General features: G+C 45.1%; 15 protein-coding genes. 1 reads left to right on the forward strand and 14 read right to left on the reverse strand.

The genetic code is table 11. From position 1 onward, the window contains the following. Positions 1 to 10: 10 nt before the first annotated feature. The 7 genes from LKO28_RS07785 to rplM all read right to left on the reverse strand — a co-directional run bounded on the left by LKO28_RS07785 (position 11) and on the right by rplM (position 6,696). Entirely contained in the window at positions 11 to 1,282 is a 1,272-nt protein-coding gene (locus LKO28_RS07785) for a murein hydrolase activator EnvC family protein (RefSeq protein WP_227694260.1), read from the reverse strand. A 76-nt stretch (positions 1,283 to 1,358) separates the two neighbouring features. Next, entirely contained in the window at positions 1,359 to 2,141 is a 783-nt protein-coding gene (locus LKO28_RS07790; protein WP_227694262.1) for a DUF4292 domain-containing protein, read from the reverse strand. Further along, positions 2,131 to 3,843: a tetratricopeptide repeat protein gene (locus LKO28_RS07795; RefSeq protein ID WP_227694263.1), complete on the reverse strand. Its 1,713-nt coding sequence runs from the start codon at positions 3,841 to 3,843 to the stop codon at positions 2,131 to 2,133. The genes LKO28_RS07790 and LKO28_RS07795 overlap by 11 nt, the downstream gene beginning before the upstream one ends. Positions 3,844 to 4,013: 170 nt before the next feature. Beyond that, positions 4,014 to 4,850, reverse strand: a complete 837-nt coding sequence (gene tsf, locus LKO28_RS07800) for a translation elongation factor Ts (RefSeq protein ID WP_227694264.1) — start codon at positions 4,848 to 4,850, stop codon at positions 4,014 to 4,016. 179 nt (positions 4,851 to 5,029) lie between these two features. Continuing rightward, positions 5,030 to 5,836: a 30S ribosomal protein S2 gene (rpsB, locus tag LKO28_RS07805; protein ID WP_227694265.1), complete on the reverse strand. Its 807-nt coding sequence runs from the start codon at positions 5,834 to 5,836 to the stop codon at positions 5,030 to 5,032. An 18-nt stretch (positions 5,837 to 5,854) separates the two neighbouring features. Further along, positions 5,855 to 6,241, reverse strand: coding sequence for a 30S ribosomal protein S9 (gene rpsI, locus LKO28_RS07810; RefSeq protein WP_227694266.1), 387 nt, complete (start codon positions 6,239 to 6,241; stop codon positions 5,855 to 5,857). An 11-nt stretch (positions 6,242 to 6,252) separates the two neighbouring features. Then, complete coding sequence (rplM, locus tag LKO28_RS07815; protein ID WP_227694267.1) at positions 6,253 to 6,696, reverse strand: 50S ribosomal protein L13; 444 nt, start codon at positions 6,694 to 6,696, stop codon at positions 6,253 to 6,255. Between the two features lie 205 nt (positions 6,697 to 6,901). Here rplM and LKO28_RS07820 point away from each other — a divergent pair, with 205 nt between their 5' ends. Then, on the forward strand, positions 6,902 to 7,996 hold the full coding sequence (locus LKO28_RS07820; protein WP_227694268.1) for an AI-2E family transporter: 1,095 nt from the start codon (positions 6,902 to 6,904) through the stop codon (positions 7,994 to 7,996). Positions 7,997 to 8,002: 6 nt separating this feature from the next. Here the strand turns inward: LKO28_RS07820 and LKO28_RS07825 are convergent, their stop codons facing one another. From LKO28_RS07825 to LKO28_RS07855, 7 genes are read right to left on the reverse strand one after another with little or no spacing between them, the layout of a single operon-like run. Beyond that, positions 8,003 to 9,307, reverse strand: coding sequence for a bifunctional folylpolyglutamate synthase/dihydrofolate synthase (locus tag LKO28_RS07825; protein WP_227694269.1), 1,305 nt, complete (start codon positions 9,305 to 9,307; stop codon positions 8,003 to 8,005). Positions 9,308 to 9,314: 7 nt separating this feature from the next. Next, positions 9,315 to 10,136, reverse strand: coding sequence for an energy transducer TonB (locus LKO28_RS07830; protein ID WP_227694270.1), 822 nt, complete (start codon positions 10,134 to 10,136; stop codon positions 9,315 to 9,317). A gap of 48 nt (positions 10,137 to 10,184) precedes the next feature. Then, positions 10,185 to 10,592: an ExbD/TolR family protein gene (locus LKO28_RS07835; RefSeq protein ID WP_227694271.1), complete on the reverse strand. Its 408-nt coding sequence runs from the start codon at positions 10,590 to 10,592 to the stop codon at positions 10,185 to 10,187. A 10-nt stretch (positions 10,593 to 10,602) separates the two neighbouring features. After that, the gene (locus LKO28_RS07840) at positions 10,603 to 11,295 is read right to left on the reverse strand and encodes a MotA/TolQ/ExbB proton channel family protein (protein ID WP_411028035.1); all 693 of its coding nucleotides are present in this window, start codon (positions 11,293 to 11,295) and stop codon (positions 10,603 to 10,605) included. 39 nt (positions 11,296 to 11,334) lie between these two features. Continuing rightward, on the reverse strand, positions 11,335 to 12,444 hold the full coding sequence (locus tag LKO28_RS07845; RefSeq protein ID WP_227694272.1) for a hypothetical protein: 1,110 nt from the start codon (positions 12,442 to 12,444) through the stop codon (positions 11,335 to 11,337). A 27-nt stretch (positions 12,445 to 12,471) separates the two neighbouring features. Next, entirely contained in the window at positions 12,472 to 14,211 is a 1,740-nt protein-coding gene (locus tag LKO28_RS07850) for a TonB-dependent receptor (RefSeq protein WP_227694273.1), read from the reverse strand. Positions 14,212 to 14,222: 11 nt separating this feature from the next. Continuing rightward, the gene (locus tag LKO28_RS07855; RefSeq protein ID WP_227694274.1) at positions 14,223 to 17,255 is read right to left on the reverse strand and encodes a tetratricopeptide repeat protein; all 3,033 of its coding nucleotides are present in this window, start codon (positions 17,253 to 17,255) and stop codon (positions 14,223 to 14,225) included. Positions 17,256 to 17,488: the final 233 nt, after the last annotated feature.

A 17,488-nucleotide genomic window follows, 5' to 3' on the forward strand; every position in this document is an offset into this window, starting at 1 on the left:
TTTCCGTTGGCTATTTTGCTAGCCACGAGACCGGATTCATCGCCGTTTGTCCCTGGAATACCCCAAAGTTCACAATCGAATATCCAGCATCCGGATCTTCCCCAGCTGTCCCGATTTGTTGCCCTCTTCCTACTTTCTGCCCCCTTCTCACCGAAACTGCCTTCAGGTTAGAATAAGAGGTAAAATATTCCCCGTGCTTAATCACCACAAAACTTCCGATGACCTGCACCACATCCCCCTCGAAGACCGCCTTCACCGGCGCATTGTCCGATGTACGAATCGCCACATCCGAGTTATCGATACGGACATTTCGTTCCACCGTTTCAAAACCAAAGTTCCGCACCACATTTCCTTGCGATACCGGCCACGGCAAACGGCCTCTATTCGATTTAAAATCAGCCGATAGCTTCGCGGCCTCCGGTGTAGACCGAAGCACCTCACTGTCTGATTTCCGAGGCGTAGATTTCTCCACTTCCTCCACCGTCTTACCCGTCCGTTTAGCCTCAGCTTCCGCCGCCTTTCTGCGCGCCTCTTCTGCAAGTCTACGCTGCGCCTCAATTTCCCGTCGAATCGCAGCCTGGATCATGGCATCAATCCGTTTCTTCTCCTGTTGTTTCTTACTCAGCTGTCCTCTATAATTCGTTTCTTCCTTTTTCAGCTGACTCAGCTCCTTCGCATGCGCCGAACGATCTTTAGCAATGATCGCTTTTTCAGCCTCCTGTTCTTTCAACAGCTTATGCTGCATCTCGCGATCCCTCTCCAGCTGTGCAATTTTCAGTTCAATCTCCTTCTTGGTCTCCTCAATTTCCGCAGCCTTTATTTTACGCGCATCATTAAACTGCTGCAAATACTTCACCCGTTTAAAAGCTTGATTGAAATCCTTCGACGCAAAAATAAACATCAGTTTATTGTACCCGTTCTTATTGCGAAAAGCAAAAAGAATCATCTTCTCATAATCCTTCCGCATCTTCTCCAGTTCGGCCTTTAAACTATTAACCGCTTTCGTATTCTTTTGAATATTATTATTAATAAGACGCAGCTCCGAACTGATCGTTTTTATTTTATCTTCCCGTAAACTTAATTGTCGGCTTAGTGCGTTTACCTCCTTTTGAGAAAGCAGTTTTTCCTGCGTCTTGGCACGCACAATTTTCATCAATTCCGCGATCTCCGCATCTATCCTTTCCCGCTGCTTCTTTAATTCCGCACTACTTTGCGCAAAAACACCGCCTACCCCAATACTGCAAACCAACAAGAAACTAAATAGTATTTTTTTTAAATCCATGAACCGTTTTCTCTTTTTATCGGCAAAAATAGCCTACAAAAATAAAGATTATTTTATGCTTTTAGGATGAACACCCCTAATTTATTACTTTGTATCTACTCGGAACAGAAAATGGCATTTCGACCGGCTCGTTAAAAGAAACCCGATTGTATCCCAAACGCGCTTTCAGCGAAACATCTTCTCCTAGGATAGTTAACGCAATATCTTGCGGAAAATTATACCCATTTGTTTTCACATAGTCTCCATAAAACGCCTCCATATTATCGCTGCCCCCTACTTCCTGTAAACTAAATTGAAAAGGCCTATTATCTTTATTAATACGATATTGATACGCCAGTTCCTCCTTAATCCCAACAACAATAAACTCATCGGTTGAACTCGCTACCTGAACATTATCCGTCCGCAACAAATTCGACGAAACATTCGCTAACAGCAGATCTTGCAGCGTATTAAATGTAATTCCACGATTCGTATAATTGTAAATATAAGCAAAGGGTTTGGAGATGTATTCCCCCTGCAATTTATTTAGTATCTTAACACTATCCGGCGTGATCAAAATACGGGCTGCCTCTACACCCAATATCGCCGTAACCGATAGCCAAATAGCGCGGTCCCTTTCGATACGCACATGCAACGTCACATCGTGCACACTCTTACCCATCTCGACTCTTGTTTTTGCCCGTCCCGAAAACGTATAAAAATCCAAATTATTCATCTCAAAAGTCTTGATACTCTCGGCGTTGGCCGCACTAATCTCCGTCGGTATATCCGAAGAAGGCATCGTCATCTTTTTCTTCGTTTTACACGAAGAAAAAAGCAACACACCTACCATAACCCACCAAATTGCTCTACTCCACATAACTTTTCGTTGCTATTTTTGACTTTAACGTTTCCACATTCACATCGCTCCCGTCACTCATGGCCAGTGCCTTTTCCCATTGCTTCACCGCCTCTTTATTATTGCCGGACTTAAACAAAATATCCCCATAATGTTCGTACAGCACCGCCGATGGCGTAGACCCTCGCACAGCCTTTTCTATCCAAGTTAACGCATCTTTATAATTCTCCTGCTTAAAAAGCACCCAAGCATACGTATCTTGAAAAGTGGCGGAACCAGGTTCCAATTCATTAGACTGCCGCGAAAGCTTCTCCGCCAATTCCAAATTCTCATTTCGCTCGGCCAGATAATACGCGTAGTTATTCATCGCCGTTACATTCGTACTATCCAATTTGATTGCCTCCTCATAAGCCACATCAGAAACTGCCGCAAGCTCCAATTTATGGTACAAATCCCCCAGACCCGCATAGATAAGCGATTGTAAATACGTATTTTCTTCCCCGCTATTATCCAATGCAGTTTCCATCAACTTTCGCGCATTCTCCGTATCGTCTTTCACCATATAAGCCAAACCCGTAAAATACAACAACAAGGGATTATTCGGATTTGCTTCTAACGCTTCCAAACCATGATTCACCGCATGATCCACCTCATTAAGCGCCATTTCCACATTCATGAGCATACGCCACGCATCCACATGCCCCCGGTTGATACCTACAGCGGTAAGAAACAACGATCTCGCTTCTTGCAAATTTCCTCTACGCCACAATACATCCCCTTTTGCCACATGACTATCCGCAATTCGCGGATGTTTCAACACCAGTATATTCGCTAACTCTTGAACCTGTTCCAGATCAAAACCCGAATTCCCCCGCAACAAGGTGAACATCACCCGGTGTTTATCCATGTAGTTCACATCCGTTGACTCAAAAGCATGTCGTAAAGCCCCAAACGCCTGTTTACCCTTTTTCCCCGCGGTATATGCATCCGCAAGATCCAAGTACAACAACGGGTCCTTCGTATTCTTTAATCCCTTCTCCAGTATTTGTATCGCCTGCTTCGCCGCATTTCGCTCCATGTAGATGAAACCTAACGTACTATACACCTGTCGAAGCCCAGCATTATTCCGCACATGCGGTAACAATAAATCCTCCGCCTCTTTCCTCCTATCCAAATCCACGAGCATCTCCGCCTTCATCACATCCAAGGTATCCGAAGCGCCAAAGCGAGCCACCGCGGCCTCATATATTTTTAAAGCCTCGTCCGACTGCTTCGAAGCATGCAGCAACAACATCTTTTCACGATATAGCGCCGCATTTTCGGGATAAAGAGCCATGGTCCGATCAATAACCGAAATCGCACCAGCCACATCCCCTTTACTCTTTTGCAGTTCCACCAGATAATTGAGATACAACATATTCGCCGTATCAATACCCAAAGCTTTCTCCGTCAACGAAATCGCTTCGTCGTAATTCCGAGCCTGTCCGTACAAAAGTGCCTTCGCATACAAAACCTCAGCAGCATCCGGATACTGCGCAATAATATCGTCTAGCTTCGCTATCGCCCCGGTAAAATCCCCCGTACGCAATTTCCCCTCTACCTCCACCAACATCTGCTTATACGGTTTATCCCCTTCCTGCTCCTGCGCACGAGCACGCTCTATGCAGAAAAGACCCAAAACCATAAACAAACCTATAAACGCTATTTTTTTAATTACCTTCATTATACTATCTTAAATATCCACGGAACCAAACCCCGCCTTATAAAGATGACAAAAAAAAGTAAAAGTTTAGTCTTTGTATCTTAAAATAGGTTAAATTTTGACGGATAGCATAAAATAAAGCCTGCCCGATCATCTCGGGCAGGCTTTTATTTCCTCTTATCGGGGTAAAACTATGCGCCTAACTGCACACGTTTGAACGCTGCAACCGTTAATCCTTTGGAAACAGAGTCCAAGAATTGTGCGATATTCTTCGAAGAGTCTTTCACGAACTCTTGATTTAACAAGGTCGTATCTTTGAAGAATTTATTCAATTTACCTTGCGCAATTTTCTCTGCCATTTCAGCCGGCTTACCCTCCGCAATGATTTGCTCTTTCGCAATCGCAATTTCACGGTCGATTACCTCTTGGTCTACACCGTCTTTATCAATAGCAATTGGGTTCATCGCCGCAATTTGCATCGCTACGTCTTTACCTGCCTCATCCGCAGTAGCCGCATCAGCAGAAAGCCCAACCAATACACCTAAACGGTAATTTCCGTGGATATAAGCAACCACTTTCTCCGCAGAAATAGTTTCGTATTTAGAAACATCGATTTTCTCACCGATAACACCTGTCTGCTCAATTAAAGCATCAGCAATTTTCTTACCGTCAAGCTCTAAAGCTTTCAAGTCTTCCACCGTAGCCGGGTTATTTTGCAAAGCGACATCAGCAATCTTTTCTGCGAAAGCTACGAAATCTGCGTTCTTTGCAACGAAGTCTGTCTCACAGTTTACTTCCACAACGATTCCGGATTTACCGTCCGCAGTAGCTTTAGCAATAACGACACCTTCGTTAGAATCACGATCCTGACGGCTAGCAGCAACTTTAGCGCCTTTTTTACGCAAATAGTCAATAGCTGCTTCGAAATCACCGTTTGATTCCACTAACGCTTTTTTACAATCCATCATACCAGCGCCAGTTTGTTGACGCAATTTGTTTACATCTGATGCAGAAATTTTTACTGACATGTTTTTATTTCTTTAATGATTTTACAATTTGACAGCCCCAAGTATACGATGTATATGCAATAGAGGCATTAAACTTTTGTTAAATAATAAAAAAACCGGACAAACTTATGTAGACTCCGCGAAGCAAAGCTTCATAAAGGCTAACACTTGTTTATCCGGCTTTCACACGGAGAAAAATATTATTCTCCGTCTTTTGCTTTACGAGGACGTTTTCCAGCGTTAGCTTCTTCAGCCTCACCGTTATCTATCGCCGCTTTAGCAGCAACAGCTTCTTTTTCAGCCTCTTCCTCTTTATCACGTTTGCGTTCGTCCAAACCTTCTTGAATAGCTTTTCCTATAAGGCTTGCGATTAAGCTAATCGATTTCGTAGCGTCATCATTTGCCGGGATAGGGAAATCAATATTCGAAGGATCAGAGTTGGTATCTACCATTGCAAAAGTAGGGATGTTCAACTTAATTGCTTCTGAAACCGCGATATGTTCTTTTTTCACGTCGATGATAAACAAAGCAGCAGGCAAACGGTTTAAGTCAGCGATACCTCCTAAAAGGCTTTCTAATTTTATACGCTCGCGCTGAATCATCAACTTCTCTTTTTTAGACAATACCGCTAATGTACCATCTTTCTGCATTTTGTCGATGTTAGACATTTTCTTGATAGACTTACGCACTGTTGCGAAGTTTGTAAGCATACCGCCTAACCATCTTTCTGTAACAAAAGGCATATTTACCGCTTTCGCTTGCTCAGAGATGATTTCTTTTGCTTGTTTTTTCGTAGCTACGAATAATACTTTACGACCTGATTTTACGATTTGTTTGATAGCTGAAGCAGCTTCTTCTAATTTCGTCAGGGTTTTGTTCAAGTCGATAATATGGATACCGTTGCGTTCCATGAAAATGTACTTTGCCATTTTCGGATCCCACTTACGAGTAAGGTGACCAAAGTGAACACCTGCATCCAATAGTTCTTGATATGTTGTTCTTGCCATTTTTTGATCCTCCTTATATTAACGTTTACTGAATTGGAATCTTCTACGTGCTTTACGACGTCCTGGTTTCTTACGCTCAACCATACGGTCATCACGTGTCATCAAGCCTTTAGCACGTAAAGCTGGTTTTACTTCTGGGTCAAGTTCTACCAACGCTTTAGCAATACCTAAACGTACTGCTTCAGCTTGGCCCTTAACACCACCACCGTTTACGTTAACTTTCACATCAAAATTTCCAGCAGCACCTGCAACCTCTAAAGATTGCGTAACGATGTACTGCAATGGCAATGTTGGAAAATAATCTTTAAAATCTTTACCATTTACGGTAATATTTCCGCTACCAGCAGATAAGTAAATGCGGGCAACAGCTGTTTTTCTTCTTCCTGAAGTATTCGTTGTTGACATATGTGCTCTCCTTAAAATTTAACTGGTGTTGGCTTTTGCGCCTCATGTTTGTGCTCTGTCCCAGCATAAACATACAGATTTTTAAATAATTGACGACCTAAACGGTTTTTAGGTAACATCCCGCGAACTGCTTTCTCAACAAGACGCTCAGGGTGCTTCGCCAACAACTCTTTTGGAGAGGTAAAACGTTGACCACCTGGGTAGCCGGTGTAGTGCGTATACACTTTCTGGCTTAATTTGTTCCCAGTCAACTTAACTTTGTCTGCATTGATAACGATCACGTTATCTCCACAGTCTACGTGTGGGGTGAACTCCGGCTTATGCTTACCACGGATTACTTTCGCAATCTGGCTTGCTAAGCGCCCCAAAATCTCTCCTTCAGCGTCAACAACAATCCACTCCTTGTTAACGGTGTTTTTGTTGGCAGAGACAGTTTTGTAACTTAACGTATTCACTTGCTTTTGCTTAAATAAAATAATTAATAAATGTTCTATCCTTCTGTAATCGCTACAATAAGGTCTGCAAAGGTACAACAACGAAATTAAAAATACAAGACATTTAATACAAAACCTGTAGATCAAGCCTCCTCACACAAGAATAAAATAAAAAGCCAAAAAAATAAGGCGAATTACGTATTTTGTCACCGTATAGCGTTGGATCATGAAATACAAACAAATCAACAACAATTCCATTAATCAGATTATGCTGATCATTATCATCGTATTGATATCGATCCTTGTTTTCAGCAATCTCTCCTATTATCTACCCGGTTTTCTGGGAGCTATCACCCTGTATATCCTATTCCGTCGGTTCTATTTTTACCTCACGGAAATTCGGCACTGGAGAAAATCCCTGGCCAGCATCTTTTTTATCGTATTATCGATCGTCTTTATCGTATTGCCCCTCTGGGCCTTAATCGATTACCTGATCGCCCAGCTCAATAGTTTTCTAGGCAATCGCGACGAAATCATCGAAAAATTCAACATGCTGAAAGCCTACATGGCCGACAAGCCTTTATTACGCGATATCGATATGTCCGATGCCGCCCTCCTCGCCTTCCTACAAAACCTGACCCGCTACGTGCCCAGCATACTCAATTCCGTCGTCGAAGTCGTTATCAATATCGTTGTCACGCTGTTCGTGCTATACTTCATGCAGGTGCATGCCAAAAAGATGGAAATCACCATTTATCGTGCACTACCATTCAGCCGCATGAGCAAACAAGAAATATGGGATGAAGTACACATGATGGTCCGCTCGAATGCACTAGGCATTCCCATTTTGGGATTCTTCCAAGGTATCGTAGCGATGATCGGCTATTGGATTTTTGGCGTCGAAAGCTATATTTTGCTCGGGTTGCTCACCGGCATAGCCTCTATCATCCCCATCTTGGGCACCATGACCATCTACGTTCCCATCTGCCTAATCGCCTTCGCGACAGGCTCCCTCGGGAACGCCATCGGCTTAACCCTCTATTGTTTCTTTCTAGTCGGCGGTATAGACAATATCCTGCGCTTCACCATCCTAAAGACCATCGGAAATGTACCCCCGATGATTACGGTTTTTGGAGTTTTATTAGGTTTAAATCTGTTCGGGATGCTTGGCCTTATCTTCGGCCCATTGATCCTATCCTCTATCGGCGTATTGGTAAAAGTCTACAGTAATGAGTACGGAAAAGGTATCGTCAGGCATTACAAACGTAAGCGCATCGTACCACAGCAAGATCTCTCTCCACCTGAAAACGAAAAGAGCTAGAAGCCCTTACGCGTAGCTTTTCAACACCTCGGCAACGACGAAATTGCTTCCGCCTACAAAAATTAAATCCCCCGTCCGGTAGTTGGCCTTGGCAGCCGCCAGAGCATCCCGCACCGTAGAGAAGGCCGTTCCCTGCAAACCGTAAGACGTTGCTTGCAGCAGTAGTTCTTCGGCCGGCATCGCTCGCGGCATATCCGGACGGCAAAAATAATACACCGCATCTTTAGGAAGCTGCGGCAACATATGGCTCACGTCTTTGTCGCGCATCGCACCGATGATGATATGCAAATCTTGGTAGGCAGTCGACCGGATATTATCCATAACCTCCCGAATACCATCTTCGTTATGCCCCGTATCACAGATGATCCACGGCTCACGGGACAGCGTTTGCCATCTACCCTGCAAACCCGTATTGTGCGCCACCAGCGCCAAACCATCCCGCAACTGTTGATCGGTAATATCCCAACCACGTTTCCGCAATTCATCCGTCGCCGTCAACACGCCCAGAACATTCTTTTGCTGGTATCCCCCAGCAAGCCCCACGTAAAGCTCTATTTCCTGCCCGTCCACTTGCCGGCATACACCCAACACCAAACCTTCGCCCTGTCGCTCACACGTGCTCACCGCCAATTCTGTCGAAGCAAAACGCAACGGCGCACCCATTTCCAAAGCCTTACGCTCAAAAATATGCGCGATCGTTTCATCCCGTTCCGATAGCACAACAGGCACATTTTTCTTAATAATACCCGCCTTTTCGCCCGCAATCTCTGCCAGCGTATTTCCCAACAAATCGGTATGATCCATCCCAATATTGGTAATCACACATAACTCCGGTTGGATAACATTTGTACTGTCGAGCCGGCCGCCCAAGCCCACTTCAATAATCGCCACATCGACCTGCTCCCGCGCAAAGTAATCAAACGCCAAAGCCACCGTCACCTCAAAAAACGAAGGCTGTATGCTTTCTATTAGTTCCCGATGCCCATTAACAAAATCAATCACATTTTCTTGCGGAATCATTTCACCGTTAATACGGATCCGTTCTCGAAAATCAACGAGGTGAGGCGAGGTATATAACCCCGTTTTATAACCGGCAGCAGCCAGTATAGAAGCCAGCATATGGGAGGTCGAGCCTTTCCCGTTAGTACCGGCAATATGAATAGATTTAAATTTGGTTTGCGGATTATCCAGTTCCTGGCATAAGCGCAGCGTATTATCCGTATCTTTCTTGATAGCACTTGCACCATCACGGGTAAACATGGGCAATCGAGCAAACAAATACTCGATTACCGCATCATACGTTTTTATCATGGGTAACTTACCTTGCTCTGAAGTTAAACACCAGCGTTCCCTGCTGAGATTCCGGCGCATTCGGTAATTGGTTCAAGCGCGCAGCCATTACCGCCCGTTCGATCTTTTCCCATAAACCCGGTTCCGATAAAGTCGTTCCCGACCGACCCGCGCGCGCAGACGTAATCCGGCCCTCTTTATTGACGGTAAATAACACCACCACACGCCCCGGGCGCTGCCCCCTATCATCAAACTTAGGCGGTACCGCCCAATTTCTATTTTCGATAGACAGCATCATGTTGCCATCCCCCGAACCACCTTCACCATAATTACTGGCCAACGGATCTCCCAAATTACTCCCTTGATTTCCGGCCGTTGTGCCCGTACCATCACCTTTGCCGGTCGCATTATTTTGCTTACCCTTATATAAAGCATTGGGGTTAACTGCTGGTTTCGATTCTTTTTTCTCCGGCGTCGCTACATCCGCGTTCGCCACCACCTTTTTCTCTTGCTTGGGCACCGCAGGCGCATCGTCCAAATCCTGTGTCGCCACCACCTTATCCGTCACCTGTTGCGATGGCGTCGGAACAGGAGTCGTATTGGGATCGACTCGATCCGGCTGCACATTGTTAGCTTCTTCGCTCATTGAGGGCTCATCTACACTCATATAATCCTCCCCCATACCCTCTTCGGCCGTACCATAATTAACAATGATCCCCCCCATACCATACCGCGGTATATCTCCTCCGAAAACAATGAAAAAACCGATCAACACCAATAAACCCATCACCGCAGTCGATAACCCGATTGCTTTGGGCATATTGTTTTCCTCTTGTGAATGGTAGTACATATGTATCTAATTTACCTTTTGACCCCTTATAGCAGCGATCGTTTAATCTTAATCTCTCTTCGGTTCCGTTGCCAGAACCATCCGTACGCCGTTTCTATTGGCTACATCCATCACCGCGATGACATTCTGGATAGGCACTGTACTGTCTGCGTATAGCATAATCGTCAGTTCCTCGCCATTCGCAATACTCGATTGAATGATAGGCTCCAGTTGCTCCAAACTCACCGGCTGTTTATCTACGTGATACAACAGGTCTGCCGTAATCGAAACCGTCATCGTTTTTTTCGCGACAGACTGTTCCCCAGCGCTAGATTTCGGCAACAACAGCTTCACCACCTGCGGATTCGCTACCGCAGAAGCCAACAAGAAGAACAACATCAAAAAGAACATGATATCGTTCAGCGCTGCTGTGTGTACCTCTGCTGTAGGTTTATGTCGTCTATTCCTTAAATTCATTCCTCAAAAATTATGCACCCGGTTCGTCCAATAAATCGATAAATTCTACCGCATCTGTTTCCATACGGAGGATCAGTCTCTCTACCATCATATTCAATACATGGTAACCGATATACGCCAAAATACCGACCGTCAAACCACTCGCCGACGCGATCATCTTCACATACAGACCTCCAGAAACTGTACCGATATCAATACCACCGGCCAATTCCACTTCGCGAAAAATCTGGATGACCCCGAAAATCGTACCCACGAATCCCATCATCGGTGCAATACCCGCCACAATACCTAAGATATTAATATTCTTTTCCAGCTTAGAAACCTCCAGCTTGCCTGCATTTTCGATAGCCCCTTCTATATCCTTAATCGGTCTACCTACCCGAGACAAACCTTTTTGGAGCATCCGGCCCAAAGCCGAATTATTCGACCGGCATACCGCCAACGCCGCATCGAGACGACCGGACATGACGTTACTTTTTACCTGAGACATCAAACCCGTGTCCGATTTTGTCGCTTTTCGAATCGTGATATACCGTTCAAAAAAGATAACCAGCGCGAGAAACAAAAGAAAGGTAATCGGAATCATGATCCATCCCCCTTTCATCAACATCTGAATCATGTTCAGGTTCTCTTCCGTTGTAGCTAATTGTATAGCCTGTTGTTGAACTGTGTTCAAAGAATCCATCTCTTGCATAAATGACATTGTCTTTTTATAATAATTGTTATGGGTTTATTTTACTATTTATTTAATCTTATCCGGCCAGGCATCTTTGATATGATGACGCTGTACATATTTCAGAGCAGAATCCACCTCCTGCTTCGTTTCGTAAGAATCCCAGATCACTTTCTTGCGGTTCTTCGCCAGGTTACTCGGAATCACCCGCACCTTCGGATAGCCCGCTTTATTATAGGATTCCGCCTGTTCGTACGCCTGCGCCAAGGTTTTATGCGAACCGATCACAATCTGCCAAGTATGGTGTTCCGGCACCAAAAGCACCTTCGTTGGCCGTTCTATCGCGCCAGTATCGGCTGCATGCAGCCCCAGCGAATCCACTAAGCCCGTAGAATCTCCCGCCAGCACCAACGCCGACGAATCCTGTTCGTTCGCGTTCGAATCCACGAGCACAACCGGTGTCTGCGTGGTAGACGAAGCACCCTGCTGTTGATTCGTTAAGTATAAAGCAACGATAATACCCAATGCTACCAATACAATCACCACATACCATATGGTATTACTACGTGTTGCCGGAACTTCTTCTTCTACAAACTCCGCCGGCGTCCCATCAGCCTCCGCTGCAGGCACCGCAACTTCGGCAACCGTCCCCGCTTCTTCCTCCGTCGGAGATTCCGCCGATGGTACTTCCGCCACCACTGCCGGTTCCTCATCAACAGGCTGCGGAGCGGGTGGCTCCGGTTCGGGCGTTTCTACTTTTACCGGTTGGGGTTGTCCGGCGATGGCTTCAACAGGCGCATAATGGAAACCCGTTAAATCCAAGGCTTTAAACACATAACTATCCCCATAGCTTACCAAATGTCCCAAGTCATCGAGTTTTGCCTGCCCATCCGCATGCACCCGTTTCAGCAAATCAGCCACTTGGGCATCCACCATCGCTTCCGCCTCTTCCCGGCTAATGAGCTCCAATTGCTGTATATACTGAACAAAGTCGTACCCTTGCTCGCTCGTACGGTCAAAATCGATGTAGGTGAGAGGAGGAAGATAGACATTCCGTTTATCATCATACGCCGCCGGCGTATGATTCCGCTTAAAAGACCCCAAGCCCTTTACAAATACATTCGGCTGTCTCTTTAACAGATTATATACGTTTTTACCTAAATTCATCCTATGTTCCATGAACTGACAAAGTTAAATCTTCTACACTTAAAATGAAAAATTTAAACCGCCTAGCACGTTAAATCCAAGTTTCGGATAGTACAAATACGTTTGATACTCCGTATTGAAGATATTGTTTGCTTTCACAAATAACCCCAACTGCTTGGTTGCCTTATATTCCGCACCTGCGCTCAAATCAAAAAACGAAGGTACTTCCCGTCTGCTATACGTATCCGAGATGATCAATCCAGTAGCCGGATCATACTCAAACGCTTTTCCATAAGACACACCGTGGAACAACGCTTCCGCATCGATATATAACTTTTCCGAAATATTGAAACGGGCATTCGCCGCCAAGCGCAACTTCGGCGTATGCCAAGCCTCCTCTTGCTGAGCTGTCGTGTATTGGTCAATATTCAAACGACCACCCAAATTGATGAGTTCCGACAACCGGATATTTAACTCACCCTCCACACCCACATGTTTCACCGCCTCATCGCCATTTCCATCATAAACCATATCAAACTGGAACGGTGTTCCCATATTGTTCACAAATAACGGCATACCTTCCAATTGCCTATAGATCGCTTTCACTTTATACCCAAAAGTCGCCCCCGCATTTCCTTTAATCCCTCCGAATACATGCAAGCGTTCCACCATGTTTCGAATTGCGAGATTCGGACCTAAGAACGGATTCTGACGTGCAAAGTCTCTATAAGAAGCCTTTTTCACCCCGCCGTTCACACCCCCGAAAATATGAAAATACTCCGGTGCTAACGCAAAGTCAACTTCCGCCGCGGGGAAAATATTAAAACTCGTGCTGTCGCCGAATTCCGGAATAAAATTAGCCCCTAACGTAATCGCATAGTTATCGCCTTTAAACCGGATGTACGGATTCAAAATCGCTAAAGAGTTCTTGGTTTTTCCGGCGTTTGCCAAATTATCCGTACCATCCACACTATTGATATCCACACTCACATTCGCTCCCACATTAAACGCATTTACGCGCTTGTTCAGATAGGCCGATAAAGCAACCGACGTTTCTTTCGCGTCGAACTTATCACTAAACGAATACGCATCCAATTTTGCCGAATAGCTCAATGCTTCCGCATCATTCGGATCATAGTTACTGGTTAATTCACCCGTAAAATAAATATCGCTAAAGGTCTGCCCTTCCGGCGACGGGTTCAAGCTCGTCATCCGGTCGTTTGCCAACGGCACCCCATAGAAGTTGGTTGCATAACGGTTATAGCCCACTAAGCCATTTACCGTAAACAGCGGAAGAATCCGTTTACCGAACACCCCTACCTCCTGACGCGAAAACTTCTGCCCTTCTAGGCTTCCCTTTTGGCTGAGGTGTTTCACAAAACCACCCACCTGCATATCCTCATATTCATCGTAAGAGAAATACCCTTCGCCCAAGATGGTATTGAAATTTCCCAAACCAAACTTCACGTAGTTACTTCTCAGATCTAGCGTTTCCGAAAAAGGCGTTTCCTGCACATTCAACTCCTTTAGCCCCGTATTGATATCCAACTTTTTATCCGGAATATTTCCGTACGACAATTTCGGCATATAACTCCGCTTATTGGTCATATCCGGACTGCGACGGATCTTCACCGCATCCGCAAGAATAGGCCTATAGTCTCGGACGATATCAATAGAATCGATCGTCACCGGTCTGTCCGGAACGGTATCCCGTTGCTGCTGCGCATATCCCTCCACACCTATACCAAGTAATAACGCCATGATAGCGTAATTCTTAAATACTGTTTTATGCTTCATCATTCTTCCTATTCTTACTTATTCAATTTTTCTAAACGAGACTTCGCCTCTTGGAGCACGTCGTCTCCGTCATTATCATAATTATCGATCACGCTCTCCAAAGTAGATTTCGCTTGGAAATCATCCCCTTTGCCGGCATAAGCATCCGCCATCAGGATAAATCCTTTCGCCACCCAATAGTCGTATGAAGCAAACGTATTTGAAATATCAAATGCCGACGCAATCGCTTTATCATATTGCTTGGCCTTCAACTGCTGCTCGGCAACCAAGTACTTCGCCTCCGCACCAGTAATCGTTTTACTCATGGATGCCGCCATCGTAAACGCGTTAAGCGCATCGGCTGGCTTCTTCGTAGCCAAATAAGCCTTACCCGCATACAGATGAGCAAGCGCGATATCTTCCTGCGAAGACTTATCATGCTCCTTCACCAATTCTGCATAGCGCAGCGTCTCCACAAAATCGCCGATATGATAATAACTGACCAACTGGTTATTGATCGCAAAACCATAGTTCGACTTATACTCCGAGGTCAATTCCAACTTACGCAACACCTGTACCGCCTCGTTGTACGCATTATTTTTTAGGTGTAAACGCGCCACACTCACCAAAGTCTGTTCGGTGTAAGCGCTCGTCCAGTCGTTCATGATGATATTAAAATCATGCAAGGCTTCCGCATCCATGCCTAGTCGCGCATAACTCTCTCCGCGGATAAAACGCGCATGTTTTTCCTGAATAGGTTTCGGGAATTTATCAAAATACGCGTTGATCGCTTCCACAGCACCCTGATAGTTCCCCCGGTCGAATACCGTTTTCGCTATACTAAAGGTATGCGCATCCTGCTCCGCCGTACTCAAGTCACCAATATTCGTGCTCGTTGCATACCGGATATATCCTGTCGCATCGTCCCTATCCAAATAAATATTTTCGATAGAACGCATCGCCTGTTGCGCCTCGTCGGTAATCGCATATTGGCTCACCACACGCTGGAAAGTCTTCAAGGCCTCGTCGTTATCATTTTTATTGTACTGCACCAAGCCGATCGTCACCAATGCCCGTGGCACATAACTACTGCGCGGGTAATCCTCAACCATTTGCTTTAAGCCTTCAATAGCCCCGTCGTGATCCCCCATTAAGAAATAGGTATACGGGATTTCGAAAGCTACGTCATCCGCATAATTGGACTTCGGATACTTTTGAATAACCGAATTTAACGTTGCAATTTTGGCTTTATTATCCCCTTGTAACCCTTGTATAATCCCTCTTTGGAATAAAGCATAATCCTGGCTCGCCGCATTCGAACTAATCAAACGGTTATATTGCTCCATAGCCCGGCCATAGTTTTTCGTCCCGAAATAGGAATCACCTAAACGCGCAATAGCATCGTTGCGTGTGTTAACCTCTAAACCATCTTTACCCCCGGTCGCCAAGAAGCGCGAGAAATAATTCGCCGCCGTATTATAACGGTCGTTACGGAAGGCCGCATACGCCAGCGCATAGTTAGCATAACTATACACATCCGTTTTACGCGCTGCAGGGAGTTGCATAAACTTGTTAAAATTCGCGACCGCTTCGCCATATTTCCGCACCTCATACATCGCTTCCGCTTTCCAGTATAAAGCTAATGCGTAAATTTCCTCATCGTAGCGGTTAGCTTCCGACCGCATGAACATCGATATCGCGTTCTCAAAAGCACGTTCGTTATAAAACTCCAGCCCGCGGTAATAGGTCACCTTTTGGTAGGCCGCATTCGCATCCCGCCCACGCTTTCCAATACTCTCCAAGATATCTACCGCCGCCCGGTAATTTTTTGTACTCAACAAGACCTCCGCCAACAAGGTTTTAGCCTCTTCCAAACGCTCCGCGCGCGGATACGTTTCCAAGTATTCCTGCGTGGCATCCAGCGCTACCTGATGGAATTCCAACTCATAAGAAAGCTTCGCATAATTAAAAAGCCCCTCTTCTTTCAATTCCGGATCAAAATCCAGTTTCGAAGCCCGGAAAAATGCGTTACGCGCACTCTGTTTATTACCTGTTTTCAAAAAAGCATCCCCTAACGTAATCATCGCACTCTGGTAATACGCATCTGGTTCATTTAATTTCTCCAGTTCCGTAATGGCCTTTTCGTAATCTTTCAGGCGGTAAGCAATATAACCGATCTGGTAGCTATCTTGATTGTTTTGTGTTTTACCCTGATCCTGCGCCTGAAACTTATCATAATAACTTTTCGACTTCTCTAAATCCCCCTTAATAAAATACGTTGCCGCTACAATACGAAACAGCTCCGTTTCATTTTCCTGCTGCGTACGATCCAAGATCGGCAGGGCATAATTCAAGACATCATCATACCGTTTATCCAAGAAATAAAGCGCCGTAATATAATACGGATAGCTATTTTCATAGGCTTTCGAGCCGTCGAGCCGCTCAAACTCATTTAATGCCGTCTTGTATTCCGCATCTAAGTAGGCCAGGTAAGCGTAATAATAAATAGACGCTTCCTGGTATTGCCCACGCTCGTCCTTCAAACGCTCAAACAGCGGCTTAGAGGCCGCATAATCGCCCGTCATAAACTTCGCGTAGCCCAATTTAAAACGGTACTCTACATTTTCTGCTCCCGCCAAGTTCCGGCTATCAATCTTTTCAAACCACTCGATCGCCTTCCCATAATCTTTCTTCGCATAGTACGACCGACCAATCTGGAAATAGGCCGCTTTCGAATTCGCACTCGCCGGATAATCTTTAATATATTTCAAAAAAAGTGACTCCGCGTTAGTATCCCCCAACTCCAGTGCACAAATGGCTTGATAGAAGCGAACATTCTCTTTGATCAGGGTCAACTCCTCCGTTTCATCCAGTTGCAAAGTCGATTTAGTCCGGACGTCCTCCACCCGGTCAAACTGCTTCGCAGCGGAACTAAATTTCCCTCGTTCAAACAACTCCATTCCGGATTTGTATGCATTGTTTATTTGTTGCCAGGCGGTCTGCTGCCCAAAGGCAGTGGCCCCCATTAAACTCAATGCTACTCCTACACCATAAATTTTCTTATTCATACTGATGAATTATTCAACAAAAAATCTTCGCATTACAACATGAAATACCTCACCGAAAGGCTCAGCTCTTCAGGATACTAAATTATAACTAAACTTTCACGTTTTCCTCAAAAGTTCTTAACATCTGTTGGTAACCACGCATTTATAACGAACTTTTTACCCAAAAAATATGCCCAACTTTTAAAAGCTGGGCACATCCCTATTTTTTAACATTTTTTGATCCGCATCATCGC

This window comes from Sphingobacterium sp. FBM7-1 (assembly GCF_020687765.1).
In the GTDB taxonomy this organism is placed as follows: Bacteria; Bacteroidota; Bacteroidia; order Sphingobacteriales; family Sphingobacteriaceae; genus Sphingobacterium.